Here is a 16,962-nt window from a genome sequence, read left to right as displayed (position 1 = left end):
ACCGCCGATTTGTGGTGACTTCGCCAGAGAAAACTGCCGCAAACATGGCGCACTGCTGGTTTTCCCGTCTTAACATTTCCCAGGGCGGCTTGTTCCGGTGCGCTCCGGCAGGTTGGATGCGTTGCACACTATATAGGAAGGCATCTGTAACCTATCGGCGCTGGTTTAAGTCTTTAGAAGGCCAACCAGGATTTTCCGCTATATGACTGATTCCAGACCCCGGCAGCGCCTACGCCACCAGATTGCCCTGGTCACGGGCGGCAGCTCCGGCATCGGGGCCGGCGTAGCCAAGGCTATGGCCGCCGAAGGTGCCGTGGTGTATGTCAACTACTCGAGCGGCGCCGAGGAAGCGGCCGCCGTGGTGCAGGAAATAGAAGCAGCCGGCGGCCGCGCCGTAGCCGTGCAGGCCGATGTAAGCAAGGAAGAGGATGTGCAGCGCATGTTCCGGCATATTTGCGAAGAGCAGGGTACTCTCCACATTCTCGTCAGCAATTCCGGGATTCAGCAGGACGCCGGCTTCCTGGACATGACGCTGGAGCAGTGGCAGAAGGTGATTGATGTGAACCTGACCGGCCAGTTTCTCTGTGCCCGCGAGGCCGCCCGCGAGTTTGTGCGGCGCGGCCCTCAGCCCGATATTTCAGCTGCTACGGGCAAAATAATCTGCATGAGCTCGGTGCACGAGCTGATTCCGTGGGCCGGGCACGTCAACTACGCAGCCAGCAAAGGCGGCGTCATGCAGCTCATGAAAAGCATGGCCCAGGAGCTGGCGCCGCACCGTATCCGCGTCAACAGCATTGGGCCGGGCGCCATTGCCACGCCCATCAATGAAGACACCCGCGACACGCCCGCCGAAGAGAAAAAGCTGCTCACGCTCATTCCCTACGGCCGCATCGGGGAATCAGCCGACATCGGCAAAGTGGCCGTCTGGCTGGCCTCCGACGAGGCCGACTACGTGACGGGCACCACGCTATTTGTGGATGGCGGCATGACGCTTTATCCCGGCTTTGCCGACAACGGTTGAGGCGGCGCGCCCGGCCCAAGGTCTTTGGGCCTTCGGGTGGCTGTCTGGCAGGTACTACCTCTCCGGCTTACTGCGGAGGCCGTTCTGCTGCCGCGGGCCGGCTCGTTCCCCAAAAAAGCCCTATACTTCCCCTATTCCATTCCACCCACCTCGTTGCCGGAGCCTTTTCGGGGGCTCGGCTGTTCTTTTCACGTGACTGATTCTGCCATTCCTGCTACCCCGCGCCCGGACCTGCTGCGCGTGCCCTACGACGATTACCGCGCCCTGCCGGCCATTGCCAACTCCGACCTTTCCCGCCTGCGCGACGCCCTCAACGGTCGCCCGCCCCGGCCCACCAGCTCCCTCGGGGCGCTGGGGCTGGGCACGGCCTTCCACACGGCGCTGCTGGAGCCCGAGCTCTACGAAGCCGGCCAGCCGGGCATCAACGACACGCTGGTGTGGTGGATGGTGGAAGGCGTACAGTTGAACCCGGAAGTCAACCAGATGCTGCAGGACGGCATCCCGGAGCCCAGCTGCATCTTCACCGAGCCCGTGACGGGCACGCTCTGCAAGCTCCGCGCCGACCTCATCGTGGATAAGCCCGGGCAGCCTTATACTATCGTCGATTTCAAAACCACGATGGCGCGCGACTACAACCACTTTGTGGAGCAGTGCAGCGGCTATGACTACGACCGGCAGGCCGCCTTCTACTCCGATGCACTCCGCGCCGACCGGTTTGTGCTCGTGGGTGTGCAGAAGGTGGAGCCGTTCAAGCTGTTTGTGTTTGAGGTGCCCCGATTCATGCTCTCGGAGGGCCGGGCCAAGTATCTGCGGCTGCTGCGGCTGCTACAGCCTGAGGCGCCCGTGCCAGCGGCCGTAGCCGGTGCCGTGCGCGAAGTCCGGGACCGGCTGACGGGTGAGGAAGACGAAAAGTAACTTTAGGTAGAATAATAGCAAGCCGGATAGTATTTTGAAAAGTAATTTTCTGTGAAATAAAAAGTATTTCAAATTTTATTAGGAGTTAAAGCAAGTGGCGGCTATACTTGCATACATCTGACAAAGAACAACCCCCAAGCAATGCGTTTTTTTAGCAATAATCTTCCTAATAATAACTCGAATAATAATCCGATTCGAGACTGGAAGGCTATTGCTCCATTGGAGAAGAGAAAAATCCTTAACTGATTTTCTTTTAAAGCCTTCCCTCATTCGGAAGGCTTTTTTTTGTGCCTGTTGCCCCGATTATGGCTACTCGTCATTTCGGCCAGGATCTTTTTTTCTGCGTGCAAATAAATTCCTGTCAAGCAAAAAAATCCCGGTTGGGAGGGTGGGAAACGCGTGCCTTTTTTAATGTAAAAACATTTTCAACTCACATAAATAAATACCGGTATGTCTGCCCAGGAAATGCTCAAAACCGAAGAAGCCATCAGCTTCGTGAAAGAAACGTTTGCCAAGGAACTGGCGACGCAGCTGCAGCTCGTCAAAGTGTCTTCGCCTATTGCCGTGCTCGATGGAACGGGCATCAACGACGACCTGAACGGGGTGGAGCGGGCCGTAGGATTTCCGATAAAGGCCTTGGCTGAGCGCCGGGCTGTGGTGGTGCATTCACTGGCTAAGTGGAAGCGCGTGCGGCTGCAGGAACTGGGCATTGAGGCGGGCCGCGGCCTGCTGACCGACATGCGGGCCCTGCGCCCCGATGAGGACTACTCGCCCATTCACTCCATCTACGTAGACCAGTGGGACTGGGAAAAGCACATCGGGATGGAGCAGCGCACGCCGGAGTTTCTGAAGGCTACTGTGGAGCGCATCTACGAGGCTCTGCGCACTACGGAAGCCCGCGTGACGGCCGAGTACCCGGAAATTACGCCTGTTCTGCCGGGTAAAATTACCTTCCTGCACGCCGAAGACCTTCTGAAACAGTATCCTGCCCTTACGCCCAAGGAGCGGGAGCATGAGGCCGTGAAGCAGTACGGCGCGGTGTTCCTGATTGGGATTGGGGGCGAACTGAGCCACGGCGAGCCGCACGATGGCCGCGCCCCGGACTACGACGACTGGAGCACGGAAACCAGTGACGGCTACCGCGGCCTCAACGGCGACATTCTGCTGTGGCACCCGGTGCTGGAAACTTCGTTTGAGGTGTCTTCGATGGGAATCCGGGTGGACAAGCACGCGCTGGTGCGGCAACTGTCCCTGCGGGGTTGCGAAGACCGGCAGGAACTGTCGTTTCATGCGCGGCTGCTGGCCGGCGAGTTGCCGCAGAGTATTGGCGGCGGCATCGGGCAGAGCCGGGTATGCATGTTTATGCTGCGCAAAGGCCACATTGGGGAAGTGCAGGTAAGCATCTGGCCTGAGGCCGTGCGCGAAGAACTGGTGGGGGCCGGGGTAGGGCTGCTATAAGGAAGCCCGCAGGCTCGCTGCCTTAAAAAGCGGAGCGGAAAGGCCCGGCCTTTCCGCTCTTTTCGTTGGTGGCGGCAGGAGCAAGGTGCATTATTTGGTGGCTGCTGCAGAAAGGTAAACGGTTGATAATAAATGCTGAAGCTGAAAATTTGGTGCGCAGCCCACAGACCGACGAAGGCGGCGGCTGGCGGCTTGCCGCCAATCGGCACTATGCTTGCAAGGGCTGGGAAAAGCGCTTAAACCCAGGCCTCCGCTCGTGCACAAAGCGGCGGCCCCTGTTTTCACCTCACGCCTTCCTTTCCATGAAAACCTTCCTGCTTTCACTTGCCGCTTCTGCGTTGCTGGCTGGCCCGGCGCTGGCGGCTCCGCTTGCCGCTCGCCCCGATGCCGCCCGCTGGGAAAAAAACAAAGGCCACGACAAGAAACACAAAGGCGACAAGCGCCACGGCCCCGACAAGAAGCGTGGCAACGGCCACGACCATCACAACCATGGGCGGCCCAGCTACGGCTACTCGCACCCCAGCAACAACGGCCATGGCCACCACAACCATGACCGGCGCGACGGCCGCTACTCCCGCAACGACCGATACGACCAGCGCGACCGATACTCCCGCAACGACCGGGACCGGCGCGACAATCGTGATAACCGCACTGGCAGCTACGGCTACGGCACGCAGAACAACCCCCGCACTACTGTGCCGGCCCCGGAGCAGCCGCGCTGGAAGGTGCTGGGCCAGAACAAGTAGCCTTCGTACAGCCCCACTTGTGGCAGGGCCCTGCGGTGTTTCGCCGTGGGGCCTTGTTGCTTGGAATAGGATGCGTTTCTTTTTGCATCTTGAGGCGCGGCCGCCTCACCCGCGGTTCTTATTTCTCTCTAATACTCAGCAGCATGAGCCAGCCTGATACCCTGATGGGCCCGATGCCCGGTGCCGACCACCGCGTGGTAGGCGGAGTAGCCATAGATATGATGCGCACCGGCGACGCGCGGGTGAAGCGGGTCGTCTACCCGGCGGGCTTCCGCTGGTCGGAGCACATGAAGCCGGTGGTGGGTACCGAGCGGTGCATGCACGCACACGTGGGCTTTCTGGCGCAGGGCGAGTTTCACATTCAGTATGCCGATGGCCACATCGACAAGTTTGTGGCGCCGCAGATAGTTGCTATTGCGCCCGGCCACGATGGCTGGGTGGTGGGCGAAACGCCCGCCGTGCTGATAGAATTTGACTTTGAAGGCGAAACTATCAGCCGGATGGGCCTGTAAGGCCGCACAGATTACCGCAGCCCCAGCAGTGTGGAATTCGTGGGCATCCCCGTGGGGTGGGTCTGTATCTGCACCACCGGCGACGAAGCCGTAATGGTGCCGGCCGCATCGCAGTAGCACACTTTGTATTCCACCAAAGCGCCCGTCGGTGGGTTGCGGTCCAGATGCGGGCTACAGGCATTGTGGGCAATGCACTCCCAGGCCAGGTTGTGGTGGCGCCGGTAGATGTAGGCAAACTGGCGGGGCAGCCGCGGAAAATCGAGGCGGCAGCCGGCCGGTACCAGATGCAGGCGCAGCTCGGTTAAGGCAGAACTAGGCATAATGGGCAGGTCAGGCGGAAAGCCAGAGCATCCTGAAGGTCAGAACGCTGGCTTGAGTGGGAATGTCAGGATTTTTATGCCGGAATTTCTACGTGTTTGTCTGGGTAAAACACTGATTTTCATAAGCGGAACGTAGTGCCCGCAGAGCCGCAAACCGTGGCGAATCCGGCTACTCGCCACCATAGCGGCTTTTGCCGCCGCCCCCGGCATCCATGCGCACAATGCGCGGCGCAAACGAGCCCAGCACATCCACTAAGTCGCGCTGGTGGGCCATTACGGCATTATCCACGGCCAGCACGCCCCCGATGGGCAGGCCGTAGCCCTGGTGCGCATCGGGCATGAGGGCGCCGTCCAGCGTGACGGGCAGCTGCATGGCGGTGTCCATCTGCCGGCGCGCCCCGTCCTCGATAAATGCCTCGCCGTAGCGGCGGTAGTCCTTGATTTCGGGGTTGAGCGTCACGTCGCGCCTGGGGTCGGGCACAAACTCCTTGGCCAGCCCCGCCACAGCGAGTCGCGCAGGTAGGCATACGGGTCGGCTTTGATTTTCTGGAGCAGCGCCAGGGCACTGCCTTTGTCGAGGGTTTTGAGCTGGCGGTCTTCCAGAATGTTGAGGGCCAGGGTGGTGGCGCGGCCTTCGGGGAAGCCTATTTTGCGCAGGTCGTTGCCGCGGAGCTTGGAGGTGGCCATGGGAGAGAAAGGGAGGGTGGAGCCTGTTGTAGCGCTGATTGGCGGCCGGGGGTTATGGACGAGCTACCCGCTGCCAGCCAGTGCTGCTCAAGGCAAGCTCCACCGAAACAAGCGCCCCTGTTCTGCGTTTTCGAACTGCCCGTGCGGGCTGGCCGCTGCGGCTGCCAGCCCGCTGGAGGCTATTGTGCCGACACCCAGATTCCTTTCTACTATGCCTGATATGTTGCAGCCTCTCGATAAGGCGTTGTTTCAGAATTCCTTCGTGGAGCAGATGCGCGGCGAAGCCTCCATGGACCAAAGCCCGCGCCAGGTGCCCGGCTACCACTATTCGCGGGTCTTGCCTACGCCCGTTGCCGACCCACAGCTGCTGGCCTGGTCCGAGGAAGTAGCTGCTTTTCTGGGGCTGGAACGGCCCCCGGAACGCGGTCCGGCCGTGGATGCGCTGGCCGGCAACCTCGTAACGGAAACTATGAAGCCGTTTGCGGCGCGCTACGGCGGCCACCAGTTCGGTAACTGGGCCGGCCAGCTCGGCGACGGCCGGGCCATGTCCCTGGGTGAGCTGATGGCTACCGACGGTACGCCCTGGGAAATCCAGCTGAAAGGCGCCGGCCCCACGCCGTATTCGCGCCGCGCCGATGGGCGGGCCGTGCTGCGCTCCTCGGTGCGAGAGTTTCTGTGCTCCGAAGCCATGCACCACCTGGGCGTACCCACCACCCGCGCCCTGAGCCTGGTGCGCACCGGCGACGAAGTGGTGCGCGACATGTTTTACGATGGCAATGCCCGCCCCGAGCCGGGCGCCGTGGTAGCGCGGGTTGCGCCCACATTCGTGCGCTTCGGCAACTTCCAGATTCTGGCGGCCCACGGCGAAAAGGACAACCTGCAGGCTCTGGCCGACTACGTTATCCGGCGCTACTATCCCGAACTGGGGGCGCCCTCGCCGGCCGTGTATGTGCAGTGGCTGGAGGAAGTGTGCCGCCGCACCGCCGTCATGATTGCGCACTGGCAGTCGGTGGGGTTTGTGCACGGCGTGATGAACACTGACAATATGTCCATCCTGGGCCTTACCATCGACTACGGCCCGTACGGCTGGCTGGAACCCTACGACCCCGACTGGACGCCCAACACCACCGATTTTGGCGGGCGGCGCTACGCGTTTGGGCAGCAGCCGCGCGTGGCCCTTTGGAACCTGATGATGCTGGCCCAGGCCCTGATTCCGCTGGTAGAAGACGTGCAGACACTGCGCGCCGCCCTGGACCAGTATGTGGCTACCCTGAACGAAACCCAGCACCGCCTGATGCTGCGCAAGCTCGGCCTTACGGCGCAAACTGCTGCTGAGGAAGACGCCGCGCTGCTTGGGGCCCTACCCGAGGCGCTGGCGGAAGCCGAAGCGGACATGACGCTGTTTTTCCGGCATCTGTCTCACGCCACCCCGTCCCTGATTTCGCACCCGGCCATTGAGGAAGCCGTGCTGCAGGAATTGCTGGAAGCGGTAAGCTACATGGACGCCCCGGAGAAGCACCAGAAGCTGCGGCAGTGGCTGGGGCAGTACGCGGCGCGGCTCCGGCAGGAAACGGCCGCCCCGGAGGAAATCCGCGCCGGAATGCTGGCTGCCAACCCCAAATACGTGCTGCGCAACTACCTGGCGCAGCAGGCCATAGAAGCCGCCGAAACCGGCGACCTGACGCTGCTAAACCGCCTGATGCTGGTGCTCAAAACACCGTTTGATGAACAGCCTGAGCACGACGAGCTGGCCGCCAAACGCCCGGACTGGGCCCGCGAAAAACCCGGCAGCGCCACATTGTCGTGTAGCTCGTAAGCCGATTTTTTACCTACGCACCGCAACCGCAGGGCCCCGACATTGCCGGGGTCCTGCGGTTGTTTGCTGTAGTGGAGAAGCCACTCGGTGGCTGGCAGGAGAGAGTGAAATAAGTTTCCAATATGCTGAATGCCAGATACTTATGAATTCTGCTTTATTTACTGGCGTAACTTACCTGGTTGGTGGGCTACTCGGCGCTGTTGGGGCCCATCGGCGGCATCATGATAGCCGACTACTACCTGCTGCGCCACCAGCAGCTTGATGTACCCGACCTGTACCGCCAGCAGGGCCGCTACACCTACCAGAAAGGCGTTAACTACCAAGCAATGCTGGCGCTGGCGCTGGGAATCCTGCCCAATATCCCGGGCTTTCTGCAGGCCGTGGGCGCGCTGCCCGCCGGTACCGTATGGCCCTGGCTGGCTGGTATCTATTACTACGCCTGGTTTGTGGGCTTTCTGCTGGCGGGCGGCCTGTATGTGCTGCTGATGCGGCCACAGTTCCGTTCCGCGCCAGCATCTTCGGTGGCGGCTGAGCTGGTGTGAAGATAGGAGTGATTATGCCACGGCAGTCAAAATAGCACCACGAATGCCGCTTGAGCCGGCTGGTTCGGGTCCGGTTGCCGACCTTTGCCGCATGCACACCCTTGAAGAGCTGCGGTCTGGTAAGCTGGCCGGCGCCACTCGCCTCGACCTTTCCGGCGGCCTCACCGAGTTTCCGGCCGAAATATTCGACCTGGCCGACTCGCTGGAAATCCTCAACCTGTCGGGCAACGCGCTGACTGTATTGCCTGACGACTTTGGCCGGCTGCGCAAGCTGCGCATCCTGTTTTGCTCCGATAATCAGTTCACGGAAGTACCGGCGGTGCTGGGGCAATGCCCGCAGCTGAGCATGGTTGGTTTCAAAGCCAACCAGATTCGCACGCTGCCGGGCGCGGCGCTGCCGCTCGCCCTGCGCTGGCTCATCCTCACCGATAACCAGCTGGAAGAACTGCCCGACGAGCTGGGCCACTGCGTGCACCTGCAGAAGCTGATGCTGGCCGGCAACCGCCTCACGCACTTGCCCGCGTCCATGGCCGCCTGCACCCGGCTGGAGCTGCTGCGCATTGCTGCTAACCGTTTCACCGAATTGCCCGCGTGGCTATTGCAGCTGCCGCGCCTGTCGTGGCTGGCCTACGCCGGCAACCCCTTCGGCGACGAAATAGAAGCCGCCGTGCTGGCCCGCCACCCCATCGGCTCTATCGACTGGGCGGAGCTGGAACTGCAGCAGCAACTGGGCGAAGGCGCGTCGGGCGTGATTTCCCGGGCCCGCTGGCACCGTGGCGCAGCACAGCCGGCCCGGGAGGTGGCCGTGAAGCTGTTCAAAGGGTCCATGACGAGCGACGGACTGCCGCACAGCGAAATGTCGGCCTGCATCAGCGCCGGCCGGCATCCTAATTTGATTGCCGTGGAAGGCAAAATCAAGGGCCATCCGGCTGGGGCCGAAGGGCTGGTGCTGGAGCTGATTGACCCCGAATTCGGCAACCTGGCCGGGCCGCCCAGCTTCGCTACCTGCACCCGCGACGTGTACGCACCCGGCACCACGTTCAGCCTGAAAGGCGTTCTGCGCATCGCCCACGGCATAGCCTCGGCCGTCGCGCACCTGCACGCCCAGGGCATTCTGCACGGCGACCTGTACGCCCACAACATCCTCTACACACCCGCAGGCGAGAGTCTGCTCGGCGACTTTGGGGCGGCCTGCTTTTTTACATCCGAAACCCTTGAGGGCGCCGCGCTGCAAAGGCTGGAAACCCGCGCCTTCGGCTGCCTGCTGGAAGAGTTGCTGGCCCACTGCGAAGCGCCAGCCGGGGCGGAAGCAGTGGTTGCGGCTATGCAAAACTTGCAGCAGCAATGCGTGCAGCCCGAGACAGCCGCACGGCCACTGCTGGCGGAAGTAGCGGCGCGGCTCGAAGTTATGCAGCGCCAGGCGGAGTAGAAACGTGCCGCCGCGCTCCGGGCACCGTGCCCGCGCCTACGATAAGGCCTGCGGGGCGGGAGAGGAGCCGGCGGGGCGCGAACGGTCCTCGGGCAGGGGCACGAATTCGGCGTTGTCGTTGGGGGGCAGGGCAATACGGCCCGCCTGCCAGTCGGCTTTGGCCTGCTCGATTCGCTCCCGCCGCGACGACACGAAGTTCCACCAGATAAACCGTTCCCCCAGCGGCTCACCGCCCAGCAGCATCAGCGTGGACGGCTCGTGTGCCACAATCACCGGGTCTTGGCCGGCCGTGAATACCAGCAGCTGGCCCGCCGGATACACGCGCCCGGCCACTTCCACGCTGCCTTTGGCTACGTAGGCGCCGCGCTCCGGATAGCCCTTCGGCAGGCCAAACCGGGCGCCGGCCTGCAACACCACGTGCAGGTAGAACAGGGGCGAATGGGTTTTTACGTCGTTGCGCAGCCCGAAAGCGTCGCCGGCAATCAGACGCATCCACACGCCCGCGTCGGTGAAGATGGGCAGCTGCTCGGGTTGGTAGTTGGCGAAGCTGGGCGCGCTTTCCTCGGCGGCTTCGGGCAGGGCCACCCAGGTTTGCAGCATCTCCAGCTGCCCGCCCACCAACGCATTCGGGTCCTCGAACCGCTCGGAATGCGCAATGCCACTGCCGGCCGTCATCCAGTTCACCTCACCCGGCCTGATAATCTGCTCCACGCCCAGACTGTCGCGGTGCGTGACCTGGCCGCCGAACAGGTAGCTGACCGTGCTGAGGCCAATGTGCGGGTGGGGCAGCACGTCCATGCTGGCGGTCTGCGCGGGCGCCACGTGCACCGGGCCGGCGTGGTCCATGAAGATGAACGGGCCCAGCATGCGGCGCAGCCGGTAGGGCAGAATCCGGCGCACTTCGAAGCCGGGACTAAGCGCGGCCTGGCGCGCTTCAATGACCATGTCGAGCATAAGACGAGGAGAAGAAGGGGTGGGTGTTGTCAAGCGTAAGGTAGCAACTGTAGCGGGCAGAAGCGCGGCCGTAGCCGGGTTGGCGGGCGTACTGACGAAGTTTTTGAGGGTCTGAGGTGGATGCGCGGGCGCCGGCTGCGTATGCTGGTGCTAGTTTGCCGTTCCGAAATCTACTCTTCTCCCCACATGCCCACTTCTTCTGCCCAGCCTTCCTCTTCTGATTTTACCGGTTTCGTGCGGGTGCGCGGCGCCCGGGAGCACAACCTCAAAAACGTCGATGTAGAAATTCCGCGCGATGCGCTGGTGGTGTTTACCGGCGTGTCGGGCTCCGGCAAGTCGTCGTTGGCGTTCGGCACGCTCTACGCCGAGGCCCAGCGCCGCTACCTGGAGTCGGTGTCGCCGTACGCGCGGCGGCTGTTTCACCAGATGGCCGTGCCCGAAGTGGACAGCATAGAAGGCTTGCCGCCGGCCGTAGCGTTGCAGCAGCAGCGCGGCACGCCCACCACCCGCTCGTCGGTGGGCTCGGTTACCACGCTGTCGAACCTGCTGCGCATGCTCTACTCGCGGGCCGGCGACTACCCGGCGGGCCAGCCCATTGTGTACGCCGAGGGCTTTTCGCCGAACACGCCCGAAGGTGCCTGCCCCACCTGCCACGGCCTGGGCCGCACCTACGAAGTCACGGAGCAAAGCATGGTGCCCGACCCCACGCTTACCATCCGGGAGCGGGCCATTGCGGCGTGGCCGCAGGCCTGGGGCGGCCAGAACCAGCGCGACATCCTCGTGACTATGGGCTTTGATGTGGACCGGCCCTGGCAGGAGCTACCCCAGAAAGACCGGGACTGGATTCTGTTCACGGAGGAGCAGCCCGTGGTGCCGGTGTACCCCGGCTACTCGCCCCAGGAAACCCAGCGCGCCCTTAAGCGCAAGGAGCCACCGAATTACATGGGCACCTTCACGGGCGTGAAGCGGCACGTGCTGCACACCTTCGCCACCACGCAAAGCCCGCTCATGAAAAAGCGTGCCTTGCAGTACATGATCAGCACTGAGTGCCCCACTTGCCACGGCAAGCGCCTGCGCCCTGAGTCGTTGGCCGTCACGTTTGCGGGCCTCGACATTGCCGATATGGCGCGGCTGCCGCTCAAGCGGGTAGCTGAGCTGTTGCGCCCCTTCGCCGACGGTACCGCCAAAGGCCTCCAACAGCACGACGCCGAGCACCCCGAGCAGGCCGAAGTAGCCCGCCGCATTGCCGCCGACCTGGTGGCGCGGCTGGCCGTGCTGCTGGACCTGGGGCTGGGATATCTGGCCCTAGAACGTAGCACGCCCACCTTATCGCCGGGCGAGCTGCAGCGGCTGCGGCTGGCCACGCAGCTGTATTCCAATCTGTTTGGGGTAGTATATGTGCTCGATGAACCGTCTGCCGGCCTGCATCCTTCCGACACTGAAGCCCTGCTGCAGGCGCTGGCGAGCCTCAAGAAAGCGGGCAACTCGCTGTTCGTAGTCGAGCACAACCTGGACGTGGTGCGGCAGGCCGACTGGCTGGTAGACGTGGGCCCGGCCGCCGGCGAGCAGGGCGGCGAAATCCTCTACAGCGGCGCCCCGGCCGGCTTGGCGAAAGTGGAAGCCTCCCAGACGCGGCGCTACCTGTTCAACGATACCAGCAAGCCCACTTCCCGCACGCCGCGCACGCCCACGGGCTGGCTGAAGCTGGCCGGCGTCACGCGCAACAACCTCGAAAACCTGGAAGTAGCGTTTCCGCTGGGCGTGCTCACCACCGTCACGGGCATATCGGGCTCCGGCAAGTCCAGCGTTGTGAGTCAGGTGCTGGTAGAGCTGGTAGCCGAGCATCTGGGCCAGGCCGTGGAAGCCGAAGAGGAGCCGGACGCTGACCCCTTGACGCAGGTCGCCCCAACTGAAACCGGTGGCCGAATTGTGGCCGGCATGGAAAATATCAAGCGGCTGGTGCGCGTGGATCAGAAGCCCATCGGGCGGACGCCGCGCTCCAACATGGCCACCTACACCGGCCTGTTTGACCACGTGCGCAAGCTGTTTGCCGCCACGCCCGCCGCCCGCCAGCGCCGCTATGATGCTGGTCGGTTTTCCTTCAACGTGGCCAAGGGCCGCTGCGAAAACTGCCAGGGCGAAGGGTTCGTGATGGTGGAGCTGCTGTTTCTGCCCAGCGTGTACGCGCCGTGCCCGGTCTGCCACGGCACCCGCTACAACGCCAAAACCCTGGAAGTCACCTACCAGGACAAGAACATTGCTGAGGTGCTGAGCCTGACCGTGGACGCGGCCTGGGAGTTCTTTGCCGAAGAGCCGGCCGTGCACCGGGCCCTGACGGTGCTGCGCGAAGTAGGGCTGGGCTACCTGCGCCTGGGCCAGCCCGCCACCGAGCTGAGCGGCGGCGAGGCCCAGCGCATCAAGCTGGCCACCGAGCTGCAGCGCATCGGCCGCGGGAACTCGCTTTACGTCCTCGACGAGCCCACCACCGGCCTGCATCCGTCCGATGTCGAGAAGCTGATGACGCAGCTGGAAGGCCTAGTGGAGGCCGGCAACACGGTCATCGTAGTAGAGCACGACATGCGTGTGGTAGCCGGCTCCGACTGGGTGCTGGACATGGGTCCCGGCGCCGGCGACGAAGGCGGCCAGGTAGTGGCGCAGGGGCCGCCTGCGGAAATAGCGAAAGTCAAAGCCAGCAAAACTGCCCCCTACTTGGCTCGGTTTCGGGGCTGAGGTACTGCGCTATGCGTGTTCCGGATAGGCCAGCTACCCGCCTTCGTGCGGTGAAACCGGCCATATTGTGCGTCCTTTGTTTGCTACACCTGTTTGATTCTGCTGCCTATGCCGGCTGATGCCCTCTCGCTTAGAACCGTCGATGTCACGCGCTACGTGACGCCCCTGCGCGAAGGCGGCTCCCTGCCCGCGCTGGTAGAAGCCGACGATGATTTCCTGTACGTGGTGAAGTTCCGGGGCGCCGGCCAGGGGCCCAAGGCCCTGATTGCCGAGCTGATTGTCGGCGAGCTGGCCCGGACTCTAAGGCTGCGCGTGCCGGAGCTGGTGTTCATTCAGCTCAACGAAGCCTTCGGCCGCACCGAGCCCGATGAGGAAATCCAGGATTTGCTGCGCGCCAGTACCGGCCTCAACTTGGCCCTGCATTACTTAGCCCGCGCCAGCACCTTCGACCCGCTCGTGACGACGGTAGAGGCGCGGCTGGCGTCGCAGGTGGTGTGGCTTGATGCCTTCACGCTGAACGTAGACCGCACTGCCCGCAACACTAACATGCTGCTCTGGCACAAAGAGTTGTGGCTGATCGACCACGGCGCCGCCCTCTACGTGCACCATACGGCCCCCGACTGGGCCGAGCAGCAGCGGCGGCCGTTTCCGCAGATAAAAGACCACGTACTGTTGCCCCAGGCTTCCGAGCTGGCCGACGTTGATGCTGACGCCCGCGCCTTACTTACGCCGGACGTTATTCAGGCCATTGTGGCGCTGGTGCCCGATGAGTGGCTACTGGAGCCCGACCGCACGCCTACCGAGCAGCGCGAGGCCTACGTGCGGTTCCTGACCAGCCGCTTAGCCGCCTCCGAAACCTTTGTTCAGGAAGCTAATACCGCCCGCCATGCACTTGTTTGAGTATGCCGTGCTGCGGGTAGTGCCGCGCGTGGAGCGGGAAGAATTCTGCAATGTGGGGGTAGTGCTCTACTGCCGCGACCAGGGGTTTCTGCAGTGCCGTTTCGGCCTCGATGAAGCCCGCCTGCGCGCCTTAGGTGGCCCCGACCTGGACCTGGAAGAGCTGCACGCGCGCCTGCAGGCCTTCGAGAGAATCTGCCAGGGCCGGCGTCAGGGCGGCCCCATTGGGCAGCTGGGCACGGCCGAGCGGTTCCGCTGGCTCACCGCCACCCGCAGCACCGTGGTCCAAACCTCCGCCGTCCACCCCGGCCTCTGCACCGATGCCGCCGAAACGCTGGCGCGTTTGTTCAGCCAACTCGTAGCGTAGACAGTAAGCCACTAGTATAAAAACGAACAGGGCTCCGGTACTACCGGAGCCCTGTTCGTTGAGCGGCGCTTGTGTGGCGTCCACTGCTTATTGCTTCATCACGCGCTGCGTCTTGTCGAGGCCCTGGCCTTTGACGCGCAGCACATAGATGCCGGGCGCGAGGTGCGAGGTGTAGCGGTTGAGCTGGGCTTGCAGCAGCGGGCCTGAGCCCTGCAGGCGCAGCATAGTCGCGCCTTGTGGCAGGCTTATTTCCAGCGAAACCGGGCCGGTGCTGGCCGCCAGCGCCGGCAGGCTGAAGGCGCGGGCGCCACCCTCCGGATTGGGGTACATGTAAAGCCGGGCCGAGGCTGCATTAGACGGGGCCAGACCCGCGAAGTTGATGCCGATAAGCACCGGGTCGTGGTCGGAGGAGCGGAAGGGGCTGGCCACGTCGGTGGCGGCGCCGGCTATATCGTACTGCAGAAACAGCGGCTCGCCGGAGTTGATGTTCCATTTATGCACGTCGATAAACCCGACCATGTTAGGCGTCACGATGCAGTGGTCGAGGGAGCCGGTGAGACCCTTGAACACGTAGGAGGCGCTGGTGGGCGGTGTTACGGTTACGAGGCCGGCGGCCCGCAGAATATCAATCGGGTCTTCTTCGTAGTTGGCGTTGTAGTCGCCGATGCACACGACGCGGCGCGTGCCGGCCGGCATCACCTTCTGGTTGATGAACTGCACCAAAGCGCGGGCCTGCTCGCGGCGGCGCTGGTTGGAGCCACCCTGCCCGTCGTTCTGGTCGGCGTTGAGGCCCGAGCCGCTGCCTTTCGACTTAAAGTGGTTCACAACCAGCCCCAGCGTGTCGCGGCGGGCCGAGCGGCGGGTAGTGAACAGCTGCGCCAGCGGAGGACGCTCAAACACGCCTGGCGTCAGGTCGAGCAGGGGCGAGCCGAGCGGCGCCACCGCAGCCGGCTTGTAGAGAATAGCGCACCGGATAACGTCGGTGTTGTTGGGCTGTTTGGTGCTGCCTCCGTCGTTGATGAACGCATACGTGCCCGCGCCCATCGCCTGGTTCAGGCCGTTCACGAGGTCCTGCAAGGCAGAAGTGGCGTCGTTGCCGTCGTTTTCCATCTCGCTGAGCCCAATAATGTCGGCGTTCATCCGCACCAGGCCCGCAATGATTTTGCTGCGCTGGCGGGCGAAGTCCTCCGCCGTTTTGGCGCCACGGGGAGTAGGGAAGCCGCCGCCCGCGCCGTCGCCGTTGAAGTAGTTGAGCACGTTGAAGCTGGCAATCTTCAGGTCGAGGCGCCCGAAGGTGGGCACCGCAGGACGCTTCACCTCAAAGGAAGGCGCATCCGGGCCGGACAGGGGCTGGATGCGCCACTTGTTGTAGGCGTAGCCCATGATGCCGCGCAGCCTGGGAATGGTGCTGCCCACGCGCACCGTGCGCAGCGAAGGGTCGATAAACGGAACGGGGGAGGGGTTGGAAGCCGCGCTGCCGTCATCGAGCAGCACCGACCGTTCGAGGTTGGCGGTTTGGTAGGCATTCACGGCGGCCACGTTGCTGGTGCCGGTGCTGGTGGTGCCGGTGGCGGGGTTGTCGTTGGGGTCGATGAACTGGGTGGGCTGGTAGAGTGTGCCGCCGGTGGTCAGGATCAGCTCCCCGCGCTGCTTGAGGCTGTAGACGTCGGCCACGGTGAGGGGCACCGGAAACTGCACCCGCATGCCCTCCAACCGCTCCAGGTCGGTGGAAGAATACTGGCCGGCGGGCAGCATGGCAAAGTCGGGGAGCTGGTTTCTGGGCCAGAGCACCTCCACTTTCGGGTCGGTGAGCACGGCCTGCCCGAACGAAGGCGCGGCCGCCGACTCCAGCACCGTGCCCGTGATGCGCACGTTGTCGCCGACGCTGACTTTGGCATCGGGCTGCACTACAAACAAGGCGTCGGAAGTGGCGGGGTTGCCGTCGGAGGCGGCAGTGCCTTCCTGCACGTAGAAACCACCGGGGCTGAGGCTCGGGTACACGGCCGTCACGATGGCCTCAATGGTATAGGTGCCGGCTGCGGCCGTGGCGCCGCGGCCCTGAATAGTCCCGATGCGGGTAGTGGCTGCTGCGGAGGCATCGGCCGGGGCCTGCGCCTGCACGGCGGAGGCCGCCGCGCCTTGCAAGAAGCTGACAAGCAGAAGGGAGGCGCAGCAGGAAGTAGTATTAGAAGCCATGTACGGCGAAGGCAAAGAACAGGGAGGTAGGAATGAATTATAAAAGTACTATTCGCCGCTGTAATAATTACATGAGGCCGTGGCAGTTTTATCTGAACCACCCGAAAAGCGAGGCAAATAAGCTCCACTGCCCGCCCAGTGCCGCCGCTGCAGATATATAGTGGGACAGAAGCCAGAATGCCGATTAAAAGGCGGAACTTGCTGGAACCAACCCGGCAACCGGAATCGGGCCCGCTCAGGCCGAAATTCCGGCCACCTGCCCCGCCCCTCGGTATCTGCCGCCCTGCTGGGGCGGAATTGAACTTAACCGCGCCACCGTCTCTTCAGGGAAGTGCTGGCCGCCCTCTGCCGGCGGCTGTTGCTGCCCGCCTG

16 protein-coding genes are annotated in these 16,962 nt (G+C 63.3%); 11 read left to right on the top strand and 5 right to left on the bottom strand.

The window, feature by feature from the left end:
- Positions 1-202 precede the first annotated feature (202 nt).
- The 5 genes from BUE15_RS09925 (at position 203) to BUE15_RS09905 (ending at position 4,652) form a co-directional block, all read left to right on the top strand.
- Entirely contained in the window at positions 203-1,021 is an 819-nt protein-coding gene (locus BUE15_RS09925) for an SDR family oxidoreductase (protein WP_073283965.1), read from the top strand.
- Positions 1,022-1,213: 192 nt separating this feature from the next.
- Positions 1,214-1,936: a PD-(D/E)XK nuclease-like domain-containing protein gene (locus BUE15_RS09920; protein WP_073283963.1), complete on the top strand. Its 723-nt coding sequence runs from the start codon at positions 1,214-1,216 to the stop codon at positions 1,934-1,936.
- A gap of 450 nt (positions 1,937-2,386) precedes the next feature.
- Positions 2,387-3,394: an aspartate--ammonia ligase gene (gene asnA, locus BUE15_RS09915; RefSeq protein ID WP_073283960.1), complete on the top strand. Its 1,008-nt coding sequence runs from the start codon at positions 2,387-2,389 to the stop codon at positions 3,392-3,394.
- Between the two features lie 302 nt (positions 3,395-3,696).
- The gene (locus BUE15_RS09910) at positions 3,697-4,140 is read left to right on the top strand and encodes a hypothetical protein (protein WP_073283957.1); all 444 of its coding nucleotides are present in this window, start codon (positions 3,697-3,699) and stop codon (positions 4,138-4,140) included.
- A 143-nt stretch (positions 4,141-4,283) separates the two neighbouring features.
- On the top strand, positions 4,284-4,652 hold the full coding sequence (locus BUE15_RS09905) for a cupin domain-containing protein (protein ID WP_211617628.1): 369 nt from the start codon (positions 4,284-4,286) through the stop codon (positions 4,650-4,652).
- Positions 4,653-4,663: 11 nt separating this feature from the next.
- Here BUE15_RS09905 and BUE15_RS09900 read toward each other — a convergent pair whose 3' ends face one another.
- The 3 genes from BUE15_RS09900 to BUE15_RS09890 form a co-directional block, all read right to left on the bottom strand.
- The gene (locus BUE15_RS09900; protein ID WP_073283955.1) at positions 4,664-4,972 is read right to left on the bottom strand and encodes a hypothetical protein; all 309 of its coding nucleotides are present in this window, start codon (positions 4,970-4,972) and stop codon (positions 4,664-4,666) included.
- Positions 4,973-5,141: 169 nt separating this feature from the next.
- Complete coding sequence (locus tag BUE15_RS22330; protein ID WP_244535928.1) at positions 5,142-5,477, bottom strand: RtcB family protein; 336 nt, start codon at positions 5,475-5,477, stop codon at positions 5,142-5,144.
- Positions 5,429-5,659 (bottom strand): hypothetical protein, encoded by a 231-nt coding sequence (locus BUE15_RS09890; RefSeq protein ID WP_073283952.1) that lies wholly within the window; start codon positions 5,657-5,659, stop codon positions 5,429-5,431. The genes BUE15_RS22330 and BUE15_RS09890 overlap by 49 nt, the downstream gene beginning before the upstream one ends.
- A gap of 220 nt (positions 5,660-5,879) precedes the next feature.
- On the opposite strand from BUE15_RS09890, the gene BUE15_RS09885 reads away from it, so the two are divergent.
- The 3 genes from BUE15_RS09885 to BUE15_RS09875 all read left to right on the top strand — a co-directional run bounded on the left by BUE15_RS09885 (position 5,880) and on the right by BUE15_RS09875 (position 9,446).
- Positions 5,880-7,475 (top strand): protein adenylyltransferase SelO, encoded by a 1,596-nt coding sequence (locus tag BUE15_RS09885; protein ID WP_139252206.1) that lies wholly within the window; start codon positions 5,880-5,882, stop codon positions 7,473-7,475.
- A 182-nt stretch (positions 7,476-7,657) separates the two neighbouring features.
- Entirely contained in the window at positions 7,658-8,017 is a 360-nt protein-coding gene (locus tag BUE15_RS09880) for a cytosine permease (RefSeq protein WP_244535932.1), read from the top strand.
- Positions 8,018-8,108: 91 nt separating this feature from the next.
- The gene (locus BUE15_RS09875) at positions 8,109-9,446 is read left to right on the top strand and encodes a leucine-rich repeat-containing protein kinase family protein (RefSeq protein ID WP_073283941.1); all 1,338 of its coding nucleotides are present in this window, start codon (positions 8,109-8,111) and stop codon (positions 9,444-9,446) included.
- 36 nt (positions 9,447-9,482) lie between these two features.
- On the opposite strand, the gene BUE15_RS09870 is transcribed toward BUE15_RS09875, so the two are convergent.
- Positions 9,483-10,400 carry a pirin family protein gene (locus BUE15_RS09870; protein WP_073283938.1) on the bottom strand — a complete coding sequence of 306 codons (918 nt, stop codon included), beginning with the start codon at positions 10,398-10,400 and terminating at the stop codon, positions 9,483-9,485.
- Between the two features lie 186 nt (positions 10,401-10,586).
- On the opposite strand from BUE15_RS09870, the gene uvrA reads away from it, so the two are divergent.
- The 3 genes from uvrA to BUE15_RS09855 all read left to right on the top strand — a co-directional run bounded on the left by uvrA (position 10,587) and on the right by BUE15_RS09855 (position 14,394).
- Positions 10,587-13,130 carry an excinuclease ABC subunit UvrA gene (uvrA, locus tag BUE15_RS09865; protein WP_073283935.1) on the top strand — a complete coding sequence of 848 codons (2,544 nt, stop codon included), beginning with the start codon at positions 10,587-10,589 and terminating at the stop codon, positions 13,128-13,130.
- Between the two features lie 108 nt (positions 13,131-13,238).
- Positions 13,239-14,030 (top strand): HipA family kinase, encoded by a 792-nt coding sequence (locus BUE15_RS09860; RefSeq protein ID WP_073284174.1) that lies wholly within the window; start codon positions 13,239-13,241, stop codon positions 14,028-14,030.
- Positions 14,017-14,394, top strand: a complete 378-nt coding sequence (locus BUE15_RS09855; protein WP_073283932.1) for a DUF3037 domain-containing protein — start codon at positions 14,017-14,019, stop codon at positions 14,392-14,394. Before BUE15_RS09860 ends, BUE15_RS09855 begins: the two co-directional genes overlap by 14 nt.
- Before the next feature lie 87 nt (positions 14,395-14,481).
- Here the strand turns inward: BUE15_RS09855 and BUE15_RS09850 are convergent, their stop codons facing one another.
- A complete protein-coding gene (locus BUE15_RS09850) occupies positions 14,482-16,590 on the bottom strand; it encodes an ExeM/NucH family extracellular endonuclease (protein ID WP_139252205.1) in 2,109 nt (702 codons plus the stop codon).
- Positions 16,591-16,962 lie beyond the last annotated feature (372 nt).

It is taken from the genome of Hymenobacter psychrotolerans DSM 18569 (assembly GCF_900142395.1).
In the GTDB taxonomy this organism is placed as follows: domain Bacteria; phylum Bacteroidota; class Bacteroidia; order Cytophagales; family Hymenobacteraceae; genus Hymenobacter; species Hymenobacter psychrotolerans.
Note: the sequence above shows the minus strand (reverse complement) of the source record. Positions and strands in the feature narration are given on the sequence as shown.

Excerpts from the sequence above, each read along its gene's own strand:
- BUE15_RS09925 (WP_073283965.1), top strand. The coding sequence starts at position 203 with ATGACTGATTCCAGACCCCGGCAGCGCCTACGCCACCAGATTGCCCTG.
- asnA (WP_073283960.1), top strand. The coding sequence starts at position 2,387 with ATGTCTGCCCAGGAAATGCTCAAAACCGAAGAAGCCATCAGCTTCGTG.
- BUE15_RS09910 (WP_073283957.1), top strand. The coding sequence starts at position 3,697 with ATGAAAACCTTCCTGCTTTCACTTGCCGCTTCTGCGTTGCTGGCTGGC.
- BUE15_RS09905 (WP_211617628.1), top strand. The coding sequence starts at position 4,284 with ATGAGCCAGCCTGATACCCTGATGGGCCCGATGCCCGGTGCCGACCAC.
- BUE15_RS09900 (WP_073283955.1), bottom strand. The coding sequence starts at position 4,972 with ATGCCTAGTTCTGCCTTAACCGAGCTGCGCCTGCATCTGGTACCGGCC.
- BUE15_RS09890 (WP_073283952.1), bottom strand. The coding sequence starts at position 5,659 with ATGGCCACCTCCAAGCTCCGCGGCAACGACCTGCGCAAAATAGGCTTC.
- BUE15_RS09885 (WP_139252206.1), top strand. The coding sequence starts at position 5,880 with ATGTTGCAGCCTCTCGATAAGGCGTTGTTTCAGAATTCCTTCGTGGAG.
- BUE15_RS09875 (WP_073283941.1), top strand. The coding sequence starts at position 8,109 with ATGCACACCCTTGAAGAGCTGCGGTCTGGTAAGCTGGCCGGCGCCACT.
- BUE15_RS09870 (WP_073283938.1), bottom strand. The coding sequence starts at position 10,400 with ATGCTCGACATGGTCATTGAAGCGCGCCAGGCCGCGCTTAGTCCCGGC.
- uvrA (WP_073283935.1), top strand. The coding sequence starts at position 10,587 with ATGCCCACTTCTTCTGCCCAGCCTTCCTCTTCTGATTTTACCGGTTTC.
- BUE15_RS09860 (WP_073284174.1), top strand. The coding sequence starts at position 13,239 with ATGCCGGCTGATGCCCTCTCGCTTAGAACCGTCGATGTCACGCGCTAC.
- BUE15_RS09855 (WP_073283932.1), top strand. The coding sequence starts at position 14,017 with ATGCACTTGTTTGAGTATGCCGTGCTGCGGGTAGTGCCGCGCGTGGAG.
- BUE15_RS09850 (WP_139252205.1), bottom strand. The coding sequence starts at position 16,590 with ATGGCTTCTAATACTACTTCCTGCTGCGCCTCCCTTCTGCTTGTCAGC.